This window comes from Rhizobium sophorae, from assembly GCF_013087515.1.
GTDB lineage: Bacteria > Pseudomonadota > Alphaproteobacteria > Rhizobiales > Rhizobiaceae > Rhizobium > Rhizobium sophorae.
The window spans coordinates 55,171-81,458 of sequence record NZ_JABFCN010000030.1; the positions used below are offsets into that span (position 1 = coordinate 55,171).

A 26,288-nucleotide genomic window follows, 5' to 3' on the forward strand; every position below is an offset into this window, starting at 1 on the left:
AAGGGACGCCGCCCCAGACGCCCACCGCGCCCCCGTCATTAGGAACCAGGTGACGGAGGGGCTGCGTTTCTGCTCACAAGATCGCTTGGCCGGCCATCAGCGCGAGGACCAGGAAGATCAGGAAGATCACCAGTGCAATCCCGAAGAGAACGCGGGCAATCGTCGCGGTGGCCGCGGAGACTCCGGAAAAACCGAAGAAGCCAGCGATGATGGAAATCACGAAAAATATCAGAGCCCATTTCAGCATGACATCATCCTTTGCTTTTGCCTGGGAATGACGCAGCAACCTGGAAATTGTTCCAGTTCGTTGGAATGGGATGGCATTCTCCTTGGAGAAAGCGGCCTTTCAAAGCCTGTATGATCTATTTCCAGGGGCGATCGATTTGCCCCATCGGTGAAGCCCGATCATCACGCCAACTTTGCCGGGCATGCAATTTCGCTTACTTCGAGATCCTCATGATCAATCTCCTGCTGCCGGGAGAGAAATGTCGCCGTCATCGGCATGGCCGCGGCCGGCCGCGTCAGCGAGCTGCACGGCAAGGCAATCGGCGTCGGTATCGCGGCCGCCGCCGTCATCCGTATCTATTGTTTTGCAGCAACAAAGGGCGTCTGGCTGCTATAGACGCGCCTCCCGGATCCTTGCTCATTTTACCAATCAGCCGTGATTGATCATCACGTGGCGTACGGCGGTGTAGTCCTCCAGCGCGTAGACCGACATGTCCTTGCCGTAGCCCGACTGTTTGAGGCCGCCATGCGGCATTTCGTTGACCAGCATGAAATGTGTGTTGATCCAGGTGCAGCCATATTGCAGGCGGGCAGCCGTCTTCATGCCGCGGCCGATATCTTTGGTCCAGACGGAGGAGGCCAGGCCGTAGTCGCTGTCGTTTGCCCAGGTAACGGCTTCGTCGGCATCGGAAAAGCGGGTGACCGAGACGACCGGGCCGAAGACCTCGCGGCGGACGATCTCGTCGTCCTGCAGGGCGCCCGCAACGACAGTCGGCGTGAAGTAGAAGCCCCTGTCGCCGGAAACCTTGCCGCCGGCGGTGATCTCCATGTGTTTGTGCTCGGAAGCGCGGGCGACGAAGCTTTCGACGCGGTCGCGCTGGCGCTTGGAGATCAGCGGGCCGATCTCGTTTTCGGTATCGTCGGGTTGGTTGAAGCGGATGCTCGAGACGGCTGAGGAGAGATCGGCGACGAAATTGTCGTAGACCCTGGCATCGGCATAGATGCGGCAGGCGGCGGTGCAATCCTGACCGGCATTGTAATAGCCGAAGGTACGGATGCCTGCGACGACCGCATCAATATCGGCATCGTCGAAGACGATGACCGGGGCCTTGCCGCCGAGTTCCAAGTGGGTGCGCTTGACCGTCTTGGCAGCGGCCTGCAGCACCTTCTTGCCGGTGGCGATATCGCCGGTGATCGAGACCATCCCGATCTTGGCGTGATTGATCAGGGCGTTGCCGACGCTTTCACCGCGGCCGAGGATGACGTTGACGACGCCTTCGGGAAGGATTTCGGAGAGCAGCTTCGCCATCTTCAGCGACGTCAGCGGCGTCTGCTCCGAAGGCTTGAAGACGACGGTATTGCCGCCGGCAATGGCCGGCGCCAGCTTCCAGGCCATCATCATCAGCGGATAGTTCCACGGCGCGATCGAGCCGACGACGCCGATCGGATCGCGGCGGATCATCGAGGTGTGGCCGGGCAGATATTCGCCCGCCGCCGGTGCGTGCAGGTTGCGCACGGCGCCGGCGAAGAAGCGATAGCAATCGACGATCGCCGGGATCTCGTCGTTCAGCACGGCATTGATAGGCTTGCCGCAGTTCAAAGCCTCCAATGTGGCGAAGCCGGCGGCGTCCTTCTCGATCGCATCGGCGATCTTCAATAAGTAGCTGGAACGTTCGCCCGGCGTCGTCTGCGACCAGCTTGTGAAGGCTTTTTCGGCGGCATCGACGGCGGCGTCGACCTGAGTGAGCGACGCTTCGGCAAGGTCGATCACCGTCTCGCCCGTCTTCGGGTTCAAGATGTGCTCTTCCGTCTCCGTGCCTTTTTCGAAGCGGGAACCGATCAGCATTTGGATATCCATGATGTTCTCCCTTTATTTGCCGGCGCCGGCGATCTGGTCGCCATCGCGGGTGAGGTAATAGGCTGCCAGGATCGGCAGGAAGGTGACGAGCACCACGACCATGGCGACCACATTGGTGACGGGGCGCTGGCGCGGGCGGATGAGTTCTTCGAGCATCCAGATCGGCAAGGTCGATTGCTGGCCGCCGGTGAAGGTGGTGACGATGACCTCATCGAAAGACAGGGCGAAGGCGAGCATGCCGCCGGCAAGAAGGGCGGTGCCGATATTCGGCAGGATGACATGGCGGAAGGTCTGGAAGCCGTCGGCGCCGAGATCCATCGAGGCCTCGATCAGCGAGCCGGAGGTGCGGCGGAAGCGGGCGACTGCATTGTTGTAGACAACGACTACGCAGAAAGTGGCGTGGCCGAGCACGATGGTCCAGACCGAAAACGGGATGTCGAACAGGCTGAAGGCGGAGCGGAGTGCAATGCCGGTGATGATGCCTGGAAGGGCGATCGGCAGGATGACCAGCAGCGAGATCGCCTCGCGGCCAAAGAACTTCGTCTGGCTGACAGCTGCCGCACAGAGCGTGCCGAGGACCAGCGCGATCGCCGTGGCGATGACGGCGACCTGCACGGAAAGGCTGAGCGCCGACCAGACGTCCGCCCGGTTCCAAGCGACGGTAAACCACTGCAGGGTCAGCCCGGGCGGCGGCCATTGATAGCTCTTCTCCTCCGTGGTGAAGGCGTAGACGAAGATCAGCAGGATTGGCAGATGCAGGAAAAGCAGTCCGGCGGCGGCGGTGATCTTCAGGGCAAACGGAGATGTCTTCTGGTCAGAGCGCATCGAAGGCCCCCTGTTTCTTGGCGAGCCAGAGATAGAGCGCCATGATGACGATCGGCACGACCGAGAAGGCGGCGGCGAGCGGCACATTGCCGGCCGTTCCCTGCTGGGCATAGACCGCCTGGCCGATGAAGAGCCTGGACGAGCCGATGATCTGCGGGATGATGTAATCACCCAATGTGAGCGAGAAAGTGAAGATCGAGCCAGCGACGATGCCGGGGAGCGCCAAAGGCAGCAGCACGGTGCGGAAGGTCTGGCGCGGCGTGGCGCCGAGATCCGCCGAGGCCTCGATCAGGTTGCCGGGCACACGCTCGAGGGCTGCCTGAGTCGGCAGGATCATGTAGGGGAGCCAGATATAGACGAAGACGATGAAGGTGCCGAGGTAGCTCACCGAAAGCGAGTTGCCGCCGATGACGGGCAGGTTCAGGATGGCGTCAAGCAGCCAGGAGAGATGGAGTTTTTCGAAGATCCAGGTGAGAATGCCTTCCTTGGCGAGGATCAGCTTCCAGGCATAGATCTTGACGAGATAGCTCGACCAGAGCGGCAGCATGACACCGAGATAGAAGAGCGCCTTCCATTTGCCGTGCGCATAACGCGCTGCGTAGTAAGCGATCGGAAAGGCGATGAAAGCTGCAGCGATAGTGACCAGCGCCGACATGACGACGGTGCGGATGATGATGTCGAAATTCGTCGGGCTGAGAAGCTGGGCGTAGGTAGAGAGGGTGAATTCGTAATTCACCAGCCCGGAAAAATCGTCGATCGAGAAGAAGCTCTGCAGAAGCAGGGCGATCAGCGAGCCGATATAGATGATGCCGAGCCAGAGCAGCGGCGGCGTCAGCATCAGGAAAAGCAGCAGCTTCGGGTGCCGCCAGAAGGCATCCGATAGCTGGCCGAAGAAACCGCCGCGTCCCGGAAGGATCGATGTCTTGCCGCCTGACATGGTGAGCGTCGTCATGCCGCATCATCCATGTAGTGGATATCGGCCGGCTGCCAGGCGAGACGGATACCGGCGCCGACATCCGGTACAGGCGCGCCCGCCGGCAGCATGACATGCAGCCGGCTGCCCTTGAGGTCGACGCTGAGACGGGTGGCGGCGCCGAGGAAGCTTGCATTTTCAACTTTCGCCTCGACGCCATCGCTTGCCAGCCGGATCGCTTCGGGGCGCAGGCTCGCCCAGCGTTTCTCGCCGCCGAGCAAGGCCATGAGATCAGGCGCGATGACGTTCGAGGAGCCGACGAAATCGGCGACGAAGCGGGTCTTCGGGCAGCGGTAGATATCCTGCGGCGTGCCTTGCTGGACGATGTTGCCATCGTTGAAGACGGCGACGCGGTCGGCCATGGACAGCGCCTCGCCCTGATCATGGGTGACGAAGACGAAGGTGATGCCGAGCGCGCGCTGCAGGCTCTTCAATTCCTCCTGCATCTGCTCGCGCAGCTTCAGGTCGAGTGCGCCGAGCGGCTCGTCGAGCAGCAGCACTTTCGGCTTGTTGACGAGCGCGCGGGCGAGCGCCACGCGCTGCCGCTGGCCACCGGACAGCTGACCGGGGCGGCGGGCGCCGTAGCCCGGCAGCTTGACGAGTTCGAGGGCATCGCCTGCCGCCTTCATCCGCTCCGCCTTGCCGACGCCCTTGACCATCAGCCCATAGGCGACATTGTCGAGGATGTTCAGATGCGGAAAGAGCGCGTAGTCCTGGAACACGGTGTTGACGTTGCGGCGATAGGGCGGAACGCCGTCGGCCGTCTCGCCGAAGATCTGGATATGGCCCGCGGTCGGCTGTTCGAAGCCAGCGATCAATCGCAGGCACGTCGTCTTGCCAGAACCAGACGGCCCGAGCATGGCGAAGAATTCGCCGGGCGCGATCTCGAGATCGACGCCGTCGACGGCGCGAACCTGGCCGAAATGGCGCGATACCTGCTGGAAACGGACGGCGGATGTCATTGGGGGCTCCGGGTCGTGTGTGTTCAGAGGGGGCACGGTCTTGGCCAACAAAGACCCCGCCCAAACCCCTCCCCACAAAGGGGGAGGGGCTTAACCTGCCGTACCCTTTCGCAAATACCTTGGTGTTTCGGCAGGATTCGGCGGTGCCACTCAGCGCCCCTCCCCCTTGTGGGGAGGGGTTGGCGAGGGGACTTTACCCCACCGGACCAGCCCGGTTCATCGTCCGCCGATCACGCCGATATAATCCGACACCCAGCGATGATAGGGCACGCATTCGCTCTGCGTCGTGCATTTGGCGACCGGGGTCTTCCAGAACTTGATCTTGTCGAAGTGATCGAAGCCGTTGTTGGCGCAGCCGCTATCGCCCATCAGTTCGTTGCCCTTGCAGGCGGCGGGAACGGAGGGCACGGCGCCGAACCAGGCGGCGGCGTCGCCCTGAACCTTGGCCTTCAGCGAATGCTCCATCCACATATAGGCGCAGTTCGGATGTTCGCTGTCAGCGTGCAGCATGGTGGTGTCGGCCCAGCCGGTGACGCCTTCATCCGGGAAAGTGGAGGCGATGTTCTGCTTGTCGGCCTGCAGCAGGTTCACCTGGAAAGGCCAGGAGCCGGAGGCGACGACGCCTTCGTTCTTGAAGTCGTCGATCTGGATCATCGCATCGTGCCAGTAGCGGGAGACGAGCTTGCGCTGGCCGCGCAAAAGGTCGAGGGCGGCCTTGTACTGGTCCTCGGTCAATTCGTAGGGATCCTTGATGCCGAGATCCGGCTTGTGGGCCATCAGATACATGGCGGCATCGGCGATGTAGATCGCGCCGTCATAGGCCTGGACGCGGCCCTTGTTCGACTTGCCGTCGGGCAGTGTCTGCTCCTCGAAGACGACGTTCCAACTGGTCGGCGCCTTGTCCTTGAAGGCATCGGTATTGTACATCAGCACGTTCGGCCCCCAGAGATAGGGCACGCCGTAATGCACGCCGCCGACCGTATACCACGGGCCGTTCTGCAGACGCTCGTCGACGGTCTTGAAGCTCGGGATCAGATCGGTGTTGATCGGCTGGACACGCTTGCCGGCGATGAGGCGGAGCGAGGCGTCGCCCGATGCCGTGACGAGATCGAAGCCGCCCTCGTTCATCAGCGACACCATTTCATCCGAGGTGGCGGCGGTCTTGACGGAAACCTTGCAGCCGCTCTCCTTTTCGAAATCGGTGACCCAGTCGTAGTTCTTGTCGGTTTCGCCGCGTTCGATATAGCCAGCCCAGGCGACGATGCTGACCGCACCTTCGCCTTTCCCCAAGGCCTTCAGCGGTTCGGCGGCGATTCCCTGCGTCGCGAAGCTCAGGCAGGCGAGCGCTGCCGTGCAGGATTTCAACAGAGTCGTCATCATCCGTCTCCCGGTTTGCCACTTGTGTGGCGGTTTGTTCCCGGACGAAAAGGTGACGCGAAAAAGCCGCTTTCGCAAATTCATTTATCAGAAAGACGATATCGGAAATTCCGATATCAGCGGATGCGGCCGGATCTTAAGCTCTCGGCGATACCGACGAAATCGCGCGCCGCCTGCGGCAGGCTGGAGCCCTTGCGCCAGACCATGCCGACCTGGACGACCGGCAGCGAACCCGAGACGTCACGGCTCTCGATGCGGTCGCCTTCGAGCGACCATGGTCGGTAGACGAGATCGGGAAGCAGGGCTACGCCGGCGCCTGTTGCAACCAGACTGCGCACCGCCTCCACCGAACGGGTGCGGAAGGCGACATGCGGGCGGGCGCCGAGCGCTGAGAGCAGCTTGCCGGTATTCTCCTCGATTTCGTCGACCGTCAGCATGATCAGCGGTTCGCGGGCGATGTCGGCGACCGAGATGATGTCGGCCGATACCAGCGGATGGCCCATCGGCAGCCATAGTCGATAGGGCGAGGTTTCCAAGATCTCCGCCTGCAGCGCCATCCGGTCGCGCAGGTTCGATATCACCATCACGGCGACATCCAATTCGCCGCCAACCAGGAGATGTTCGAGGTAACCGCCATTGTCCTCGATGGCGCTGACCTCGATGCCCGGACAGGCGCGCCGGTATCGCGCCAGGAGATCAGAGAGCACGTAGCCGGCGACAAGCGAGGTGACGCCGATGTTCAGCGTGCCGGAGAGGGCGCTTTGCTGGCCGGAAAAGCTGGTCCGCGCATCGGAGACGGAGGCCAGGATCTTCGTCGCATGACGCAGGAACTGGTGGCCGTTGTGGGTGATCGTCAGGCCGCGCGGATGGCGCTCGAAGAGCTCGACGCCGAGGTCGGTTTCGAGCTCCTTCAGCGCTTCCGTCACCGAGGATTGCGAGATCGAAAGGTTCTGTGCGGCTCGCGTCACCGAACCCTGTTCGGCGACGGCGACAAAATATTGAACCTGGCGAAGCGTGAAGGCCATGGCGTTTTAGAGCATGGCGGAACGGGCCGTGGCAAGCGGTCGGAAAAAGCGGACCTTTTTTGGTATTTTCCTAAAATGGAGCGGGCTTAGCATGCCCACTTAAACTTTCGGAAACGTCATTTCCTTAGCTTTCTCAGCACTTGTCCTGCGTTGGAGTTTCAGATGGCGGAGCAGTTGGCGTGAAGGCCTTACTGCGCATATTCCGGCCTTCCCGGAAATTGGCAATCATCATTGGCGGAGTCGCTCTTCTGGCGGGCGTGTCCGGCGGTGCGGCGGTCTATGTCGGCAAGGACAGGCTGATCGGTGCAACTGGTGGTGGCTACGGGCTCGAATGCAGTGACGTCAACCTGGTGACGATCCGCAAGCAGGACCACGTCTGGGTGCGCAAATACATCAAGACCGCACCGACCGACGGGATGACGCGGGTCAAGACCGCGCTTCGTGTCGCTCAGGCGGTTTATGCCGCGCAGAAGCCGGATCTGGTGCAGGTGGTGGTGCTCGACGAAAACGGACCGACGATGCGTGCCGATATTCGCGGTCGGGCGATCGGCGCCGATGTCGTCTATATCCCGCATCCCGACAAGACCGTTCCGGGCCTCGACGACAAGTCCTATACAGCGCGCTACTACGACGGAAAGGCCAGCGAAAACGGGCTGTTCTTCGGCGAGCGGATAGAGATGCCGTCCGACGAAATCGCCATGATCAGCGCCGCTTTCAAGGACCCCGAGGATTGCGTCGACCCGGTCGCCGTTGCCTCGACCAAAAGCGAGGAAAAAGGCAAAAAGGCCGCAGGCGGCGGGCATGGCGCAGCGACGGCAGCCGAAAGCGAAGCCGCGCCGGCTGCAGGCGGCCACGGCGCAGATGCACCGGCCGAAGAGCCGCCGGCTGAAGCCGCCAAAACCCACTGAACAGCGGGCATGAAAAAAGCGGAGTGCCCGCCGGCCCCCCGCTTTGTTTTTGTGAGCTTCTTCCTGTCAGTCGGCCTTGCTGCGGCGGGCCGGGAAGAGGATGACGTCGCGGATCGACGGCGCATTGGTCAGCAGCATGATGAGACGGTCGACGCCGATGCCGAGGCCACCTGCCGGGGGCATGCCCTGGTCGATCGCGTCGAGGAATTCCTCGTCGAGCTGCTTTTCCTTTTCGCCGCGGGCATGCGCCTGTTCGAGCTGCTCGACCATACGACGGCGCTGCTCTTCGGGATCGTTGAGTTCCGAGAAGGCGTTGCCGAGTTCCCAGGCGTTGCAATAGGTCTCGAAGCGCTCGACGAGGCGCGGCTCGCCCGGCACTTCCTTGGCGAAGGGCGAAATGTCCTTCGGGAAATGCGTGACATGCGACGGCTGGATCAGCGTCTGCTCGACCTTCTCTTCGAAGATGAAGGCGAGGCATTCACCCCAGGTCCAATCCTTCTCGACCGCGAAGCCGGCAGCCTTGGCGGCGGCGCGGGCCTCTTCATCGGTCTTGATGGCGCGGAAATCGATACCGGTCGCTTCCTTGACGGCGTCGGGCATCGGCACGCGCTTGAACGGACCCTTGAAGGACATGGTCTTGTCGCCGAAGGGGAATTCCGTCGAACCGTGAATGGAGAGCGCCAAGGTTTCGAACAGCCGCTCGACGAGGTCCATGATGTCCTCGTAGTCGGCATAGGCCCAGTAACACTCCATCATGGTGAATTCGGGATTGTGCCGAGTGGAAACGCCTTCGTTACGGAAGTTCCGATTGATCTCGAAGACCTTGTCGGTCAGCCCCGAGACCAGCGTGCGCTTGAGGAATAGTTCCGGCGCGATGCGCAGGTACATGTCGAGCTTCAACGTGTTGTGATGCGTCTTGAACGGCTCGGCGGTGGCGCCGCCATAGACCGAATGCAGCATCGGCGTCTCGACTTCCATGAAGCCGTCATTTTCCATGAAGCGGCGGATGCCGGAGAGGATCTTCGAGCGCTGCTGGAAGCGCAGCTTCGAATCCTCGTTGGTCATGATGTCGAGATGGCGCTTGCGGTAGCGCAGTTCGATATCGGAGAGACCGTGCCACTTCTCCGGCATCGGCAGCAGCGACTTCGTCAGCATGGTGATGGTCTGTGCGTTGATCGTCAGCTCGCCACGCTTGGTGCGGCGCACGATGCCGGTGACGCCGATGATGTCGCCGATGTCGATCATCGGCAGCAGCACGCGGGCTTCTTCCGGGGTCGTGTCCTTGTGACTGAAAATCTGGATCTTGCCGCCGGCATCGTGGATGTCCATGAACATGCCGGAGTTGCGCGACGAGTAGACGCGGCCGGCGACGGTGACGACATCCTGCGTCTCGACGTCAGGTTCCAGGTTCTCATATTTCGCGATGAGTTCGGCATTGGTCATCGTGCGGTGGAAATGCGCCGGATAGACCTCGCCGATCTGCTCACGCAGCAGCTTCAGCTTCTGGGCGCGCACTTCCGTCGCGTCGGAGGAAAGGGTGTTTTCGGTCTTGTTGTCAGCCACTGTCGAAATCCTCTGACTTTTCTTACTTCGAGCCGACGAGGGCGGCGACCGCCTGCGAGGCGAGCTTCAGGCGCTGACGCACAACGGACCGGCCGAGGATCGCCATGGAATCGAAGAGTGGCAGCGAGCGCGACGAGCCGGACACGGCAACGAAAAGCGGCGAGACCACGACCTTCAGCTTCTTGCCCATGCGGTCGGCGATCGCGCGCAGCTCCGCCTCGATCGTCTCGACATTCCATTCCAGGATCTTTTCGAGATCCGGCTGAACGGTGTTGAGGATCTCCAGGATCTCTTCCGGCGGCGACTTGATCTTGGCGAAGTCGGAAGGCTGCAGGCCAAGATCGGACTTCAGCAGGAAGCCTGCGAGATCGGGCAGCTCGCCGAGCTTGGAAATGCGCGTCTGCGACAGCCGCAGACCTTCCTTCAGGCGGTCGTTTTCCATCGCCCAGGTCAGCACACGTTCCTGGAATTCCTCTTCGGAGAGCTTCTCACGGATCCAGCGGCCGTTCAGCCAGTCGAGCTTCTGAATGTCGAAGATCGCGCCGGCCTTGGAGAGGTTCTCCGGATCGAACTTCGCGGAAAGCTCGTCCATATCCAGCAGTTCTTCGCCTTCGGCAATCTGGATGAAGAACAGGCCGAGGAAGTTCATCAGCGCCTCGGGGATGTAGCCGAGTGCGGAGTAATAGGAGATCGAGGTCGGGTTCTTGCGCTTCGACAGCTTCGACTTGTCGGCATTGCGCATCAACGACAGATGCATGAAGACCGGCTGGTCCCAGCCGAAATAGCGATAAAGCAGGATATGCTTCGGCACCGAAGCCAGCCACTCTTCACCACGGGCGACATGGGTGATCTTCATCAGATGGTCGTCGATGACGTTGGCCATATGATAGGTCGGCATGCCGTCGGCCTTGACGAGCACCTGCATGTCGACCGAATCCCACGGGATCGACACGTCGCCATAGACGCCGTCGGTAAAGTCGCAGGAGCCTTCGGCCGGGATCTTCATGCGGATGACGGTCGTTTCGCCGGCGGCCATGCGCGAGGTGACCTCCTCGGCCGTGAGGTTGAGGCAGAGACCATCGTACTTCGGCGGCTTGCCGGCGGCGCGCTGGGTTTCCCGCATTTGCTCCAGCCGTGCGGGCGTGCAGAAACAGCGGAAGGCATGGCCCTTGTCCAGCAATTCCTGCCCGTAAGGCTGGTACATGTCCTTGCGGTCGGACTGGCGATAGGGGCCGTAGGGGCCGCCGATATCAGGGCCTTCCTTCCATTCCAGCCCGCACCATTTCAGTGCGTCCAACACCTTCGTCTCGAATTCCGGGGTCGAGCGCGTCGCATCGGTATCCTCGATGCGCAGGATGAACTCGCCGCCGTGCTTCTTGGCGAAAAGGTAGTTGAAGAGAGCGATGTAAGCGGTGCCGACATGCGGCTCGCCGGTCGGCGAGGGAGCGATGCGGACGCGGACGCCGGTGGCTGTCCCGGAAACTGTCATTGTGTGTGCCCGTCAATGAATGCCGGACGGCTTTCATGGGAAAGCGACGTTCGGCCGGAAGGATGCAGATAGCTTCATCGGCCAACCGGCCGGAAAAAGGGCATGCGCCCGCACTATCCGCCGATCGTCCGTTCGGCTGGCCTTAGGCCATATTCAACCGGGCGCGTCAAGAAAAACCACGCCTGCAAAGGCCTGATAGCGGTGCGGAGGGCGCGCCGGTTCCGCCGCGTCCTCCTGCCCAAGCCTCAATGCGCGGCGTCGCGTTTGCGCTTGCGGGCGTTGCGCGCGAACATGTTCAGCACTTCGACCAGTGCCGAGAAGGCCATGGCGGCGTAGACGTAGCCCTTCGGCACATGGAAGCCCATGCCTTCGGCGATCAACGTCGTACCGATCATCAGCAGGAAGGCGAGCGCCAGCATGACGATCGTCGGGTTCCTCTCGATGAAGTTGGCAAGCGGGGTCGCGGCAACAAGCATGACGGTGACGGCGGCGACGACGGCGACCACCATGATCGGCAGATGTGGCGTCATGCCGACGGCAGTGATGATGCTGTCGACGGAAAAGACGAGGTCGAGCAGCAGGATCTGGCCGATGGCCGATGCAAAGCCTGTCGTGGCCGACTTGGCGATGAAATCTTCCTGATGGTCTTCCGGATCGACGGTGTGATGGATTTCCTTGGTGGCCTTCCAGACGAGGAACAGACCGCCGGCAATCAGGATCAGATCCTTCCAGGAGAAACCGTGGCCGAAGGCTTCAAACAGCGGTTCGGTCAGTTGCACGATCCAGGCGATGGTGCCGAGCAGGACCAGACGCATGACGAGCGCAAGGCCGATGCCGATCCTGCGGGCCTTCTCCCGGTGCTCGGGCGGCAGTTTGTTGGTGAGAATGGAAATGAAGATCAGGTTGTCGATCCCGAGAACGACTTCCATCACCACCAGCGTGATGAGCGCCACCCAGGCGGCCGGATCCTGAATGAGCGTCATGATTTCCTGCATCAGCATATATCCCCTTCGCGTCACATGCGTGAATGACGCCCGCAATGTAATGTTGCCGGCCTGTCAGGCAAGCGCAGTAAGGGGGTATACGAAACCGATGTGACTTTTATTCCCTGGAACAGGATGATTTAAGGCGGGGTCGGCCTTAAATCATCCTGTTCTAAATTAAAGAGTTAGAGCATGATGTCGTCCGAAAACCGCTCACACTTTTCGGCATCACGCTCTGATCGGCAACCAGATTTCGGTGACGCCCATGCCGGTATAGGGGTCGAAGCGCTCGTCGTAGCGTTCGAACATGTCGGGTGTCTCGCCGTGCTCCAGGCCGGAGGTCGGCCACCATGCGCCAAATATCCGGTTCATCGTCGCCGGAATGCCGGAGACATGGCCGCGATGAGCAAAGACGACGTAACGCTGGCCCGGAAGCTTGAGCGTTGCAAAATCGGCCGGCAGATCGCCGGCATCGGAAATTTCGACCGCGGCCATATAGCGGAAGTTCTCTGCTTCACCATCGATATGGGTGCAGATGCCGTAGGCGACGTTGCCTTTCTGGCCGGAGATATGACCGAAATGGGCATTGAATTCCTGCCAGAGGGAGGGGATGGCGGCATTGCCGCCATAGGGGTAGGTCTCCTGCAGGCCGGCAAACAGCATCGGCTGAAGGGTTTCGAAGCGGGGCGGTTCGAGGTCGTTGAGGTGGGCGGGGTCCATTCTGATCGGCTCCAGCAAGACAAGGTTACGGGCGTGCCCCTGTCTGCGCACCACATCCGGCGTCATGCCGAACTGGTCGCGGAAGGCACGGGTGAAGGCTTCGTGCGAGCCGTAGCCGGCGCAAAGCGCAACCTCGAGAATGGTGGATGAACCGCCGACCAAGGCCGGCACGGCGCGGCTGAGGCGGCGCCCTCTTATATAGCCGCTGATCGAGTGACCGGTGACGAGCCCGAAGACGCGCGACAGATGGTAGCGCGACAATCCGGCTGCTTCCGATATCTCTTCCAGCGATATATCGCTTTCGAAATGGCTCTCGATGAACCAGATCGCCCGTCCGACGGCGCTCATCCTCATTCTCCTGGTTGCAGCTTCTTCCTTAGAGGAAGGCCGGCAGCCGGATTTGATCGCTATTGCGGGATTTTGGCCGATGGAGCGCGGCGGTCAAGGGTGTGTCTCGTGCCGGCGCGCGCCATAGGCGGCCATGAAAACCCGGATCGCGCCACGGATGACGCGCTCGATTTCGTCACGCGGCGGCGGCTCTTCCATGCTTCCGAACAGGCGGAGCTTGAAGAAACTACCGCTCGCGAGATCGAGAAATTGGCCGGCGGCCAGATCGATGTCGTCGATTTCCAGCCTGCCTTCGGCGATGTGCCGCTCCAGGAAATCGCGCATGATGGTGCGCAAGTTTACCGGACCCTTGAAGAAGCGTTGACAGAGCACCGGCATGCGGTCGCGAACGCCGAGAACGGTGCGCATCGCGCTGATTACCTTTTCATCGGTCATATGGGTGACGAAGCTTATCCCGAATTCGTACAGGCCGGCTTCGGGGTCGTCATGTTCGGCAAGCGCCGTGCGTACGGCCGCCACGAAGGCGGCGCGCTCGGCCTCGATCATCGCCGAAAACAGTTCTTCCTTGTTGGTAAAATAGACGTAGAGCGTTCCCTTGGAGACTCCGGCCTCGCGCGTCACGTCGTTCATGCTGGCGGCGTCGAAACCCATCTTCATGAAGACGCGCTTGGCACCGGCGAGGATCTGCTGGCGCTTGGCCGGATCTTCGCCTGCGGCAAATCGGCCTCCGGCAGCGGGAGGACTGAATACGGCGGCGTGGTCGGGTGTCAGCGTCATGTCCTCTTAACTGTGTTGACGGTTTCGCATGTTCTTTAAAAGAAATCGAACCGCTTGGTTCTATACGTCTTGATATGACGATAAAACAGGTTTAAGTCAACTGAACCGAACCGTTCAGTTCGATTATTTACTCCAGATCGGTAAAGTGGCCATGTCGAGCAATCAGAAGAGCAACGTCGCGCGGATTGTCAGCGAAAACGCCGAGACCGAAGAGGTCAACGCCGAGGTCGCGGCTGTTGCAGAAGCTCCGACGGCGGAAGCCCGCGAAGTCCCTTCCGCGCCCGCGCAGTCGGCGCCGGCTGCTGTCGCCGCACCCGCGGCTGCGAAGAAGCGCCGCAGCCCGGTGCTGCCGATCGTCGTGCTCGCCCTTCTCGCGGGCGGCGGCTGGTATGGTTACGAATGGTGGACGAACGGCCGCTTCATGGTGTCGACCGACGACGCCTATATCGAAGGCGATATCGCAACGATTTCGCCGAAGGTCACGGGCTACATCGCGAAGGTGAACGTTGTCGCCAACCAGGAAGTCAAAGCGGGCGACGTGCTTGCCACGCTTGATAATGGCGACTATCAGAACGCCCTCGACTTGGCCCAGGCCCAGATCGTCACCGAACAGCTTTCGCTGCAGCGTATCGACGCGCAGATCGAAGGCGCGAATGCGAGCCTCGTGCAGGCGCAGGCGCAGAAGGTGGCACTCGAAGCGGCCGTTCGCGGTGCCGAGATCACCCAGAAGCGCCAGAGCGACCTTCAGGCGAAGTCGGTCGGCACCGCCGCCGATCTCGACAACGCCAATATCGCCCTCGACCAGGCCAAGGCCAATCTTGCTGGCGGCGACGCCAACATCACCGCCGCACAGGCCAATATCACCATCCTCCAGGCCCAGCGCAAGGAAGCCGAAGGCTCGGTCCGTTCGCTGGAAATTTCACGCGACAAGGCCGCCCGCGACCTTTCCTTCACCGTGCTCAAGGCGCCTTATGACGGCATTGTCGGCAACCGCTCCGTCCAGGAAGGCGACCTCGTCTCTCCCGGTCAGCGCCTGATGGCGCTCGTTCCGGTGCGCCAGCTCTATATCGACGCCAATTTCAAGGAAACGCAGATCCAGCATCTGGTGCCGGGCTCGAAGGTCAACGTCCAGGTCGATGCCTATAGCGATCATCCGATCGTCGGCACCGTCGAATCGATCTCGCCGGCTTCCGGCTCGGTCTTTTCGCTGCTGCCGCCGGAAAACGCCACCGGCAACTTCACCAAGGTGATCCAGCGCGTGCCGGTGCGCATCGCGCTGCCGCAGGATGCGCTGGACAGCGGCCGTCTGCGCGCGGGCCTGAGCGTCGTCGTCGACGTCGACACCCGTACGGCGCCGAGCAAGTAGGCCTTCGGGAAAGGCAGAGGTGATCTGATGGCCGGGAGCGCGACAGCAACGGCGGGAACGATGCCGGCGGCACCCGCGCATGCCAACGAGCGCATGGATCCGAAGAAGCTCATCGCCTTCTTCGCGATGGTGCTCGGCATGTTCATGTCGATCCTCGACATCCAGATCGTCTCGGCCTCGCTTGCGGAGATCCAGGCCGGCCTTTCGGCCGGCAGCGACGAGATCGGCTGGGTGCAGACGTCCTATCTGATCGCCGAAGTGATCATGATCCCGCTCTCGGGCACGCTGGCGCGCATCATCTCGACGCGTTATCTTTTCGCGATCTCGGCCGCCGGCTTCACCATGGCGAGCGCGCTTGCCGCCACCGCGACGAATATCGACCAGATGATCGTCTACCGGGTCATCCAGGGCTTCATCGGCGGCGGCATGATCCCGTCGGTGTTCGCGGCAGCCTTCACCATCTTCCCGCCGTCGAAGCGCAGCATCGTCTCGCCGATCATCGGCTTGATCGCCACGCTGGCGCCGACCATCGGCCCGACCGTCGGCGGCTATCTCAGCCACGCCTTCTCCTGGCACTGGCTGTTCCTCGTCAATATCATTCCGGGCATCATCGTCACGATCGTCAGCTGGAACTTCATCGATTTCGACAAGCCGGAACTGTCGCTCTTCAAGAAGTTCGACTGGTGGGGGCTGATCTCGATGGGCGTCTTCCTCGGCGGCCTTGAATATGTGCTCGAAGAGGGCAATTCCAACGACTGGTTCAACGACAGCTACATCACCATAGCGGCCGTCGCTTCCGGCGCTGCAGCCATCGTCTTCTTCTATCGCGCCTTCACGGTGGATTTCCCGGTCGTCGACCTCAAGGCCTTTGCGAACCGAAATTTCTCCTTCGGTTCGATGTTTTCCTTCGTCATGGGCATCGGCCTCTATGGCCTCACCTATATCTACCCGGTCTATCTCGGGCGCATCCGCGGCTATGACTCATTGATGATCGGCGAGACGATGTTCGTGTCCGGGCTGGCGATGTTCTTCACCGCGCCTATCGCCGGGCGGCTCTCGACCAAGATGGATCTGCGCCTGATGATGGTGATCGGCTTCGTCAGCTTCGCCGCCGGCACCTTCATCATGATGCATCTGACGGCGGATTGGGATTTCTACGAGCTCTTCATCCCGCAGATCCTGCGCGGCTTCGGGCTGATGATGTGCATGGTGCCGATCAACAATATCGCGCTCGGCACGATGCCGCCCTCGCGCATCCGCGGCGCATCCGGCCTGTTCAATCTCACCAGAAACCTCGGCGGCGCCGTCGGTCTTGCCGTCATCAATACCGTGCTGACCAACCGGCAGGACGTGCACTACGAGCGGCTGCGGGAGAATATGGACTGGGGCAATCCGGCGGCGATCGACCAGATGAACAACATGGCCGCCAACTTCAACACCTATGGCATGGACGGCGCCTCGGTTGCGATCAAGCAGATGGTCGGCCTTGCCACCAAGCAGGCGATCATCCTCTCTTTCAGCGACATATTCCTGATCCTGACCGCGCTTTTCCTGGCGATGATCCTCGGTGTCGCCATGATCAAGAAACCCGCGCCGCAAGGCGGGGGAGGCGGTGGCGGCCACTGACCTCCGGCCTGCCGCCCCTTGAAAAGGCCCTCTTCGGAGGGCCTTTTTGTTGCTGTTTCCAGGTCGCTATGTCATCAGCTCGATCATGGCCGGCCGGCGTGTTCCGAAGCGAACGGGCAAGGCCGGGAAAACGACGCGGAAACCGGCCCCTTCGATTTTTTGATTTACGTACATCAAAATTGGCGGTAATGGTCTCGGCAGGAGGAATGATGAGGCCAACCGTTCACGATATTGCTGCCGCCGCCGGTGTCAGTCTGGCGACTGTCGACCGGGTTCTCAACCAGCGTCCCGGTGTGCGCCACGTCACGCGGGAAAAGGTTGAGACCGCGATCCGAGAGCTCGGTTATGTCAGAGACGTCGCCGCCGCCAATCTTGCCAAGGGGCGCACCTATCCGCTGGTCTTCATCCTTCCGGCCAGCGACAATTCCTTCATGCACGGGCTCAATGCCGAGATCCGCCAGGCAGTTCTCCGCTCGTCGGCCGAGCGCACCGATATCCGCACCATCGAGGTGCCGGCCTTCGATCCAGCCGCCCTCGTCTCGGTGCTCGAGGAGCTTTCCCGGGACAAGCCTTGCGGCATCGCCCTGGTGGCGACCGATGCGCCTGACGTGCGCGCCGCCGTCGACAGGCTGGTGCGCGAGCGCTTTCCCATCGTCACCCTGGTTTCCGACCTCACGGGGTCGCTGCGCCATCACTATGCCGGCGTCGACAATATCGCAGCCGGCCGAACAGCCGCCCGCCTGCTCGGACGATTCCTGGGGCCGCGAAAGGGTGAAATCGCCGTGCTCGCCGGCTCCATGCTGGTGCGCGACCATCGCGAGCGCCTGGAGGGTTTTAGCGCAGTCATGGCCGAGGAGTTTCCTGGTCTGGCGATCCTGCCGGTTCTTGAAGGTCGCGACGACCCCGAGATCGCCCATATGCTCGTTGCCGATGCGCTCGCCAGGAATGCCGGCATCATCGGCGTCTACAGCCTCGGCGCCGGCAATCGCGGCCTCATCCGCGCGTTGAAGGAGAAGGCCGTCGACCGCATGCTGACTGTGATTGCTCACGAATTGACCGCTCATACGCGCGCAGCACTCATCGACAATACGGTCGATGCGATCCTCAACCAGGACGCCGGCCATGAGGTGCGCAGCGCGATCCGCGTGCTGAAAGCCAAGGCGGACGGGCTTGCCGTCATCGAGGCGCAGGAGCGCATCCGCCTCGACATATTTCTGAAAGACAATCTGCCGTAACGGCAAAGGGAGAAATACCACATGTATCTGGGTCTCGATCTCGGAACCTCCGGCGTCAAGGCGATGTTGATCGACGGTGATCAGAAGATCGTCGGCTCGGCCAACGGTTCGCTCGACGTCTCGCGTCCACATTCCGGCTGGTCGGAGCAGGAGCCGGCCCACTGGGTGCGCGCCACGGAGGAGGCCGTTGCCGGCCTCAAGGCAAAACATCCGAAGGAGCTTGCCGCGGTCAAGGGCATCGGCCTTTCCGGCCAGATGCATGGCGCAACGCTTATCGACGCGACCGACAAGGTGCTGCGCCCGTGCATCCTCTGGAACGACACACGCAGCTACGTCGAGGCCGCTGCACTCGGTGCCGATCGGCGCTTTCGCGCACTCACCGGCAACATCGTCTTTCCCGGTTTCACGGCGCCGAAGCTCGCCTGGGTCGAGAAGCATGAGCCTGATGTCTTCGCCAAGATCGCCAAGGTGCTCTTGCCGAAGGACTATCTGCGTCTCTGGCTGACCGGCGAATATATCTCGGAAATGTCGGATTCGGCCGGCACCTCCTGGCTCAATACCGGCAAGCGCGTCTGGTCCTCGGAACTGCTCGCCGCCACCAACCTGTCCGAGGAGCAGATGCCGGCGCTCGTCGAAGGCACCGAACAGGCCGGTAAGCTGCGGTCCGAACTGGCGGCGCAATGGGGTATATCAGGTGATGTCGTCGTTGCCGGCGGTGCCGGCGACAATGCGGCCTCGGCCTGCGGCATGGGCACGGTCAGCGATGGCGCCGCATTCGTCTCGCTCGGCACCTCGGGCGTGCTTTTTGCCGCCAACGCTTCCTATTTGCCGAAGCCGGAAAGCGCCGTGCATGCCTTCTGCCACGCGTTGCCGAACACCTGGCACCAGATGGGCGTCATCCTGTCGGCGACCGATGCGCTCAACTGGCATTCCGGTGTCACCGGCAAATCGGCCGCCGATCTCACCGGCGAACTCGGCGAGACGCTGAAGGCGCCCACCGGCGTCACCTTCCTGCCCTATCTCTCCGGTGAGCGCACGCCGCACAATGATGCCGTCATCCGCGGCGCCTTCATCGGCCTTGAACATGAAAGCAGCCGTGTCGTTCTTACCCAGGCGGTGCTCGAAGGCGTCGCCTTCGCCATCCGCGACAATCTCGAAGCGCTGCGTTCGGCCGGCACCGGCATATCCCGCGTCACGGCAATCGGCGGCGGTTCGCGCTCGCGTTACTGGCTGGCGTCGATCGCGACCGCCCTCGGCGTTCCGGTCGATCTGCCGGCCGACGGCGATTTCGGTGCGGCCTTCGGCGCCGCCCGCCTCGGCCTGATCGCGGCAACGGGCGCGGATCCGATTGCGGTTTGCACGCCGCCGGTGACGGCGGGAACGATCGAGCCGGTGTCGGCACTGAGCGGCGCTTATGAGGACGCCTACAAGCGCTACCGGGCGCTCTATCCGGCGATCAAGTCGCTGGCGTAGGCCAACAATTCAGAACTTCGAAAAAATACGAACCCAAGGAGAACCAACATGAGCACCGGATTTTTCGGCGATATCCAGAAAGTAAAATACGAAGGCCCCGACAGCACCAATCCGCTGGCCTTCCGCTATTACCAGCCCGACGAGATCGTCATGGGCAAACGCATGGAAGACCATCTGCGCTTTGCGGTGGCCTATTGGCATACCTTCACCTGGCCGGGCGGCGATCCCTTCGGCGGCCAGACCTTCCTGCGTCCCTGGTTCGAAGACACGATGAAGGCCGCCAAGCTCAAGGCTGACGTGGCCTTCGAATTCTTCTCGCTGCTCGGCTCGCCCTATTACTGCTTCCATGACGCCGACGTGCGCCCGGAAGGCAGGAATTTCGCCGAGAACACCAAAAACCTCAACGAGATCGTCGATTATTTCGCCGAGAAGCAGGCTGCAACCGGCACCAAACTGCTCTGGGGCACGGCGAACCTGTTTTCGCACCGCCGCTATATGTCGGGTGCAGCCACCAATCCGGATCCGGATGTCTTTGCTTTCGCAGCTGCGACGGTCAAGACCTGCATCGACGCCACGCAGAAGCTCGGCGGCGAGAACTATGTACTTTGGGGCGGCCGCGAAGGTTACGAGACGCTGCTCAACACCGATATCGGCCGTGAGCTCGACCAGCTCGGCCGTTTCCTCAACCTCGTCGTCGAATACAAGCATAAGATCGGCTACAAGGGCACGATCCTGATCGAGCCGAAGCCGCAGGAGCCGACCAAGCACCAGTATGATTACGACGTCGCGACCGTCTATGGTTTCCTCAAGAAGCACGGCCTTGAAAACGAGGTGAAGCTCAATATCGAGCAGGGCCACGCGATCCTTGCCGGCCACTCCTTCGAGCACGAGCTGGCGCTTGCCAATGCGCTTGGCATCTTCGGCTCGATCGACATGAACCGCAACGACTACCAGTCCGGCTGGGACACCGACCAGTTCCCGAACAATGTTCCCGAAATGGCGCTCGCCTACTACCATGTTCTGGCAGGCGGCGGCTTCAAGACCGGCGGCACCAACTTCGACTCGAAGCTTCGCCGCCAGTCGCTCGACCCGGCGGACCTGCTGATCGGCCATATCGGCGGCATGGATTGCTGCGCCCGCGGCCTGAAGGCCGCAGCCAAGATGATCGAGGACAAGGCTCTGTCGCAGCCGCTCGCCGATCGTTATGCCGGCTGGGAATCTGCCGAGGCGCAGAAGCTCTTCCGCGGCGAGTATTCGCTGGACGAGATCGCCCATTGGGTCGAGAGCAAGGACGTCAACCCGCAGCCAAGATCGGGCAAGCAGGAACTGCTCGAGAACGTCGTCAACCGTTACGTCTGACGATCAGCGCCGGCGGCCATTGGTCGCCGGCGCAACCCTCTCCGGCCGGCGACGGCGCAAAACCTTCGGCCTCTATTGGTTTACCGTTTCGACCAGTTGCGCGAGGGCGCCGAGACGGAGTTTCGAACCACCAGATCCGGCCGCAGCAGGATTTCCGTTTCGGTTGGCCGGCCATCGGACAGGAGTTCGAGCAGCAGCGCCATCGCCTGCTTGCCGATCGCCGTTCTCGGCTGACGAATCGTGGTCAGCGGCGGGGATATGAAGACGGCCTGCGGCACGTCGTCGAAACCGGTCACCGAGAAATCCCGCGGAATGTCGTAGCCTCGCGCGCCGAGCCCGACCATGACGCCGATCGCCGTCTGGTCGTTGACGCACATGAAGGCGGTTGGAAGCGTGTCGCGCATGAAAAGCTGTTCGACCGCATGCCGTCCGCTTTCGATCGTGCCGTCGCCTTCAAGCACGATTCTGTTGTCGGGCGAGATGCCGGCGGCATCGAGACCGGCATCGTAACCCATACGGCGCCTGGTATAGGCAAGCCGGGTGCGCGAATCGCCGATGAAGGCGATCTTGCGATGCCCTTCGGCCAGCAGCAGGTCCACCGCTTTGCGAGCGCCCTCGGTATCGTCGACGCCGACATAGGGAATGCCGCCGTTGAAGACGGGCTCGAAAACGCCGACGCTCGGCGGCAGCCGCGCGGTCATCGTCTGATGCCCGAAGGGCAGGATGCCGGTGAAGAGGATCAGCCCGGCAGCCTGGTTGGAATTTAAGAATTTCAGATATTCGAGACCGCGCTGGGCGTCGTTTTGCGTGTGGCCTATCAGGATGCCGTAGCCGTGCGCGCGCGCTTCGTTTTCCAGCCCGACGAGAATGTTGGAGAAATTGGGATCGCCGATATCGGGCGCCACGACGAGGATCATGTTGGAGCGGCCGAGCCTCAGGCTGCGCGCCATGGCATTGGTCGTATAGCCGGTGATGGCGATCGCCTGGTTGACCTTGAGGCGCGTGGAGTTGGCGACCTTTTCCGGCATGTGGATTGCCCGGGAAACCGTCGCGATGGAGACCTCGGCGATCCGGGCGACGTCTTCGATGGTTGCGGGCGTGGAATTCGACACTGAGCTCTGCCTTGGGCTGTCTTCGCCGCGACACTACACAGACTTGTCGAGAGGTCAAAGGCAGGCTTCAACTGATCTGTGTAAATCAACGATGTAAACCTTTACATGATGTATGTAAAGGTTTACATAAGGCCCCAGAGCGGACCGGGAGCCGCTTTGGGGAGGACCAGATGACCGTGGAGACCGCCGACACCGCACCCGTGGTGCTGTCCGCCAGGCGCATATGCAAATCCTTCAGTGGAGTGCAGGTCCTCTTCAGCGTGAACTTCGATCTCCGCGCCGGCGAAATCCATGCGCTGATGGGCGAAAATGGCGCCGGCAAATCCACGCTTGTCAAGGTTTTGTCCGGTTTCGAACAGCCGAGTTCCGGCGAAATCCTGCTTGATGGGAAGCCCGTCGTCCTGCCGCCCAACGGCGCCGCCGAGGCGCTCGGCATCGTGATCATTCACCAGGAATTCAACCTCGCCGACCATCTGACCGTGACGGAGAGCCTGTTCCTCGGGCGCGAAGTCACGCGCTTCGGGATGCTCGACCGCAAATTTATGCGGTCCGAAACACGCAAGGTTCTCGATGTCCTCGGTTCGCATGTCGATGAGAATGCGCTGATCAGCACGCTTTCCATCGCCGACAAGCAGATGGTCGAAATCGCCAAGGCAATCAGCCGCGACGCGCGGGTGGTGTTCATGGACGAGCCGACCGCCGTGCTGTCGCGGGAAGAGACCAGCATGCTGTTCAAGCAGGTCCGCAAGCTGCGCGACCAGGGTACGAGCTTCGTCTTCGTGTCCCACAAGCTCGACGAGGTGATGGAGTTGACCGACCGCGTCACCGTGCTGCGTGATGGCCAGTGGATCAAGACATCGCCGACATCCGTTCTGGACGGGGAATCGATCGCGCAGTTGATGGTCGGTCGCGAACTTTCCAGCCTCTATCCCGCCAAGGTCGAGCCTGATGTCGACGAGGAGATCGTCCTCAGCGTCGCCTCGGTGTCGACGGGCTATGTGAAGGATGCAAGCTTCGAGGTGCGCAAGGGTGAGATCATCGGTTTTTCAGGCATGATCGGCTCTGGTCGCACCGAGCTGATGGAAGCGATCGCCGGGTTGCGGACCCGTCTCGAGGGCGAGGTGATCATCAAGGGGGAAACGGTTCCCTCCGGCGACGTGCATGCCGCCAATCGCTGCGGGCTCGCCTATATGACAAAGGACCGCAAGTCGAAAGGCCTGCTGCTGCGCTCCGGCATGGTGACCAATCTGACACTGCAATCGCTCGGAAGGCATGCGCGTCACGGCTATCTCAGCCCGGGCAGCGAGGCGGCCGCAATGGCAAAGGCCAAGCGCCGCTTCGACATCAGGGTTCGTGACGGCAATATCGTCGCCGGCCGCATGTCGGGCGGGAACCAGCAGAAGCTGCTGCTTGCCAAGGTCATGGAGACCGAGCCTGACATCATCATCATCGACGAGCCGACGCGCGGCATCGATGTCGGCACCAAGCAGCAGATCTATCATTTCATCTCGGCACTCGCCCGAGACGGCCGGTCAATTATCGTCGTGTCGTCGGAGATGCCGGAGGTCATCGGCCTCTGCACGAGAGTGGCGGTGATGCGCGAAGGGCGCATCGTCGGCGTGCTCGAGGGCGACGAGATTTCCGAGCAGGAAATCATGCGTTACGCCGCCGGGCTCAAGAAGAAGGCGGCCGCCTGAGGGCTGAAGCAGGCTTCGCCGATCAGGCGACACATAAGATGCCCAGAAAATATGGGGCGGGAGGTTGATTTTGGAAATGAGTGTCAACGAGGAGACCAGGGAAATCCGGCGCCGATCCTGGCGGGATGTCGACCTGCGTGCGGTCGCGCCTTTTGTCGCCCTGGCACTGCTGCTGATCGTCGGAGCCCTGGTCAATCCTAATTTCATCGGCATCACCAACCTTGCCAATGTCGCGACACGCAGCGCCTTCATCGCCATCATCGCGGTCGGTGCGACCTTCGTGATATCTGCAGGCGATCTCGACCTGTCGGTGGGCTCGATGGTGGCCTTCGTTGCCAGCCTGATGATCCTGCTGATGAATTCGGGCGCAATCGAAAACCCGGCCCTGATGCTGACGGTCGCGGTCGTCTTCACCATGGTCGCCGGCGCACTCTGCGGCCTGGCGAACGGCCTGATCACGACGGTGGGCAGGATCGAGCCCTTCATCGCGACGCTCGGCACGATGGGCATCTATCGCGGCCTGACGACATGGCTGTCGCAGGGAGGCGCGATCACACTTCGCTCCGCCGATATCCAGACGCTCTATCGCCCTGCTTATTTCGGCAATATCGCCGGCGTGCCTGTGCCGATCGTGGTGATCCTGGCGGTGACGGCGGTTGCTGCCTTCATCCTCTACCGCACCCGCTACGGGCGCCACGTCGTCGCTGTGGGATCAAACAGCGATGTCGCCCGCTATTCGGGCATCGCGGTCAACCGTGTGCGGACGATTGCCTTCGTCATCCAGGGACTGTGCGTCGCCATCGCCGTGCTGCTCTACGTTCCGCGTCTCGGCTCGACATCGGCGACGACGGGTATCCTGTGGGAGTTGCAGGCGATCACGGCCGTCGTCGTCGGCGGCACGGCGCTCAAGGGCGGCGCGGGCAGGGTCTGGGGCACGATCTGCGGCGCCTTCATTCTTGAACTGGTCGGCAACATCATGCTGCTTTCGAATTTCATCAGCGAGTATCTGATCGGCGCCATCCAGGGTGCGATCATCATCATCGCCATGTTCGTCCAGCGCTCGCTGGTACGCAAATCATGAATTGGCAAATCACGAATTGACCGGGCTTGTAATTGGCCGGGGTTACAATTGATCGGGCTTACAGGGCGTCCGGTCCCGTATGGAAAAGTCCCTGAAGTTATTGGGAGGAAATAGAATGCGTAAATTGATGTTTGGCCTGGCGGTTGCGGCGGTGACGTTCGCTGGCGTCGCTCACGCCCAGGACAAGAAATTCACAATCGGCGTATCCATTCCGGCTGCCGACCACGGTTGGACGTCGGGCGTAGTGTTCCATGCCGAACGTGTCGCCAAGCTGCTGATGGCCGAACATCCCGGTCTCAACGTCATCGTCAAGACGTCGCCGGACGCTGCAAGCCAGGCCAACGCGGTGCAGGATCTCGATACGCAGGGCATCGACGCCCTCGTCATCCTGCCGTCGGACCCGGATCCGCTCGTCAACGCCATCAAGGAAGTCAAGGGCAAGGGCAAGTTCGTCGCTCTCGTCGACCGCGCGCCGAGCAACAACGACAATTCCGTGCGCGACCTCTATGTCGCCGGCAACAACCCGGCTCTCGGCGAAGTCGCCGGCAAGTACATCAAGGACACGACGCCAGACGCAGAAGTGGTCATCATCCGCGGTCTGCCGATCCCCATCGACCAGCAGCGCCAGGACGGCTTCGACAAGGGCATTGCCGGCTCGAACGTCAAGGTTCTCGACCGCCAGTACGGCAACTGGAACCGCGACGATGCCTTCAAGGTCATGCAGGACTACCTGACCAAGTACCAGAAGATCGACGTCGTATGGTGCCAGGATGACGACATGGCCGTCGGCGTTCTGCAGGCGATCGAGCAGGCCAAGCGCACCGACATCAAGTATGTCGTCGCCGGCGCCGGCTCGAAGGACATGGTCAAGAAGGTCATGGACGGCGACAAGCTGATCCCGGTCGACGTTCTCTATCCGCCGGCAATGGTCGGCACGGCAATGGAGCTGACTGCTGCGGCCCTCTACGATCAGGTTCCGGTTCATGGCAGCTACATTCTCGATGCGACGCTTGTCACCAAGGAGAATGCCAAGGACTTCTATTTCCCGGATTCGCCGTTCTGATCCATCGACTTGAGACATGCGCCCATTCGAAAGGATGGGCGCATTTTTTATGCTTCCACTACAGCGGCTAGCCGAAAATGCTGCACGTACCTCTTGCCCGCCAAAGCCCATCATGATTAGCTCGCAGCCATATCGCATTTGGCCTCGCGCCAAATTCGACGCAAGGGCGAGGAGGCGCCTTGCTCCCGCCAAATAGCGTGCTACAACACTTCAGAAACGTTTACGGTCGATATTCAGGGAGGA

At 61.5% G+C, this 26,288-nt stretch carries 22 protein-coding genes; 9 read left to right on the forward strand and 13 right to left on the reverse strand.

Annotated features, from left to right (window positions below):
• Nucleotides 1-73 precede the first annotated feature (73 nt).
• From G9X64_RS17620 to G9X64_RS17655, 7 genes are all read right to left on the reverse strand, one after another.
• Complete coding sequence (locus G9X64_RS17620) at nt 74-247, reverse strand: DUF1328 domain-containing protein (protein WP_003552965.1); 174 nt, start codon at nt 245-247, stop codon at nt 74-76.
• A gap of 408 nt (nt 248-655) precedes the next feature.
• Complete coding sequence (locus tag G9X64_RS17630; protein WP_171377073.1) at nt 656-2,083, reverse strand: gamma-aminobutyraldehyde dehydrogenase; 1,428 nt, start codon at nt 2,081-2,083, stop codon at nt 656-658.
• Nucleotides 2,084-2,095: 12 nt separating this feature from the next.
• A complete protein-coding gene (locus G9X64_RS17635) occupies nt 2,096-2,908 on the reverse strand; it encodes an ABC transporter permease (RefSeq protein WP_168310112.1) in 813 nt (270 codons plus the stop codon).
• Nucleotides 2,898-3,860 carry an ABC transporter permease gene (locus G9X64_RS17640; protein WP_168310113.1) on the reverse strand — a complete coding sequence of 321 codons (963 nt, stop codon included), beginning with the start codon at nt 3,858-3,860 and terminating at the stop codon, nt 2,898-2,900. Before G9X64_RS17640 ends, G9X64_RS17635 begins: the two co-directional genes overlap by 11 nt.
• The gene (locus tag G9X64_RS17645; protein ID WP_168310114.1) at nt 3,857-4,843 is read right to left on the reverse strand and encodes an ABC transporter ATP-binding protein; all 987 of its coding nucleotides are present in this window, start codon (nt 4,841-4,843) and stop codon (nt 3,857-3,859) included. Before G9X64_RS17645 ends, G9X64_RS17640 begins: the two co-directional genes overlap by 4 nt.
• A gap of 216 nt (nt 4,844-5,059) precedes the next feature.
• Nucleotides 5,060-6,220, reverse strand: coding sequence for an ABC transporter substrate-binding protein (locus tag G9X64_RS17650; protein ID WP_171377074.1), 1,161 nt, complete (start codon nt 6,218-6,220; stop codon nt 5,060-5,062).
• Between the two features lie 116 nt (nt 6,221-6,336).
• Entirely contained in the window at nt 6,337-7,245 is a 909-nt protein-coding gene (locus tag G9X64_RS17655) for a LysR family transcriptional regulator (protein WP_003566676.1), read from the reverse strand.
• Nucleotides 7,246-7,424: 179 nt separating this feature from the next.
• On the opposite strand from G9X64_RS17655, the gene G9X64_RS17660 reads away from it, so the two are divergent.
• Nucleotides 7,425-8,153, forward strand: a complete 729-nt coding sequence (locus tag G9X64_RS17660; protein ID WP_168308648.1) for a hypothetical protein — start codon at nt 7,425-7,427, stop codon at nt 8,151-8,153.
• A gap of 66 nt (nt 8,154-8,219) precedes the next feature.
• Here the strand turns inward: G9X64_RS17660 and lysS are convergent, their stop codons facing one another.
• From lysS to G9X64_RS17685, 5 genes are all read right to left on the reverse strand, one after another.
• Complete coding sequence (gene lysS, locus G9X64_RS17665) at nt 8,220-9,716, reverse strand: lysine--tRNA ligase (RefSeq protein ID WP_168308647.1); 1,497 nt, start codon at nt 9,714-9,716, stop codon at nt 8,220-8,222.
• Nucleotides 9,717-9,738: 22 nt separating this feature from the next.
• On the reverse strand, nt 9,739-11,205 hold the full coding sequence (gene gltX, locus G9X64_RS17670) for a glutamate--tRNA ligase (RefSeq protein ID WP_171377075.1): 1,467 nt from the start codon (nt 11,203-11,205) through the stop codon (nt 9,739-9,741).
• A gap of 245 nt (nt 11,206-11,450) precedes the next feature.
• Nucleotides 11,451-12,200, reverse strand: coding sequence for a TerC family protein (locus G9X64_RS17675; protein WP_168308645.1), 750 nt, complete (start codon nt 12,198-12,200; stop codon nt 11,451-11,453).
• 216 nt (nt 12,201-12,416) lie between these two features.
• Nucleotides 12,417-13,256 carry an AraC family transcriptional regulator gene (locus G9X64_RS17680; RefSeq protein ID WP_171377076.1) on the reverse strand — a complete coding sequence of 280 codons (840 nt, stop codon included), beginning with the start codon at nt 13,254-13,256 and terminating at the stop codon, nt 12,417-12,419.
• Between the two features lie 93 nt (nt 13,257-13,349).
• Complete coding sequence (locus G9X64_RS17685) at nt 13,350-14,033, reverse strand: TetR/AcrR family transcriptional regulator (protein WP_168308643.1); 684 nt, start codon at nt 14,031-14,033, stop codon at nt 13,350-13,352.
• Nucleotides 14,034-14,184: 151 nt separating this feature from the next.
• Here G9X64_RS17685 and G9X64_RS17690 point away from each other — a divergent pair, with 151 nt between their 5' ends.
• From G9X64_RS17690 to xylA, 5 genes are all read left to right on the forward strand, one after another.
• The gene (locus G9X64_RS17690; RefSeq protein ID WP_171377077.1) at nt 14,185-15,399 is read left to right on the forward strand and encodes an HlyD family secretion protein; all 1,215 of its coding nucleotides are present in this window, start codon (nt 14,185-14,187) and stop codon (nt 15,397-15,399) included.
• Nucleotides 15,400-15,426: 27 nt separating this feature from the next.
• Nucleotides 15,427-17,025: a DHA2 family efflux MFS transporter permease subunit gene (locus G9X64_RS17695; RefSeq protein ID WP_171377078.1), complete on the forward strand. Its 1,599-nt coding sequence runs from the start codon at nt 15,427-15,429 to the stop codon at nt 17,023-17,025.
• A gap of 209 nt (nt 17,026-17,234) precedes the next feature.
• Nucleotides 17,235-18,260, forward strand: coding sequence for a LacI family DNA-binding transcriptional regulator (locus G9X64_RS17700; protein ID WP_171377079.1), 1,026 nt, complete (start codon nt 17,235-17,237; stop codon nt 18,258-18,260).
• A 21-nt stretch (nt 18,261-18,281) separates the two neighbouring features.
• Nucleotides 18,282-19,733 carry a xylulokinase gene (xylB, locus tag G9X64_RS17705; protein ID WP_171377080.1) on the forward strand — a complete coding sequence of 484 codons (1,452 nt, stop codon included), beginning with the start codon at nt 18,282-18,284 and terminating at the stop codon, nt 19,731-19,733.
• A gap of 48 nt (nt 19,734-19,781) precedes the next feature.
• Nucleotides 19,782-21,092 carry a xylose isomerase gene (xylA, locus tag G9X64_RS17710; RefSeq protein ID WP_171377081.1) on the forward strand — a complete coding sequence of 437 codons (1,311 nt, stop codon included), beginning with the start codon at nt 19,782-19,784 and terminating at the stop codon, nt 21,090-21,092.
• Nucleotides 21,093-21,172: 80 nt separating this feature from the next.
• On the opposite strand, the gene G9X64_RS17715 is transcribed toward xylA, so the two are convergent.
• Nucleotides 21,173-22,204: a LacI family DNA-binding transcriptional regulator gene (locus G9X64_RS17715; RefSeq protein ID WP_168308637.1), complete on the reverse strand. Its 1,032-nt coding sequence runs from the start codon at nt 22,202-22,204 to the stop codon at nt 21,173-21,175.
• Nucleotides 22,205-22,374: 170 nt separating this feature from the next.
• Between G9X64_RS17715 and G9X64_RS17720 the strand changes: the two genes are divergently transcribed.
• From G9X64_RS17720 to G9X64_RS17730, 3 genes are all read left to right on the forward strand, one after another.
• Nucleotides 22,375-23,901: a sugar ABC transporter ATP-binding protein gene (locus tag G9X64_RS17720; RefSeq protein ID WP_168308636.1), complete on the forward strand. Its 1,527-nt coding sequence runs from the start codon at nt 22,375-22,377 to the stop codon at nt 23,899-23,901.
• A 76-nt stretch (nt 23,902-23,977) separates the two neighbouring features.
• On the forward strand, nt 23,978-24,982 hold the full coding sequence (locus G9X64_RS17725; protein WP_171377082.1) for an ABC transporter permease: 1,005 nt from the start codon (nt 23,978-23,980) through the stop codon (nt 24,980-24,982).
• 115 nt (nt 24,983-25,097) lie between these two features.
• Nucleotides 25,098-26,045 (forward strand): substrate-binding domain-containing protein, encoded by a 948-nt coding sequence (locus G9X64_RS17730; RefSeq protein WP_168308634.1) that lies wholly within the window; start codon nt 25,098-25,100, stop codon nt 26,043-26,045.
• Nucleotides 26,046-26,288: the final 243 nt, after the last annotated feature.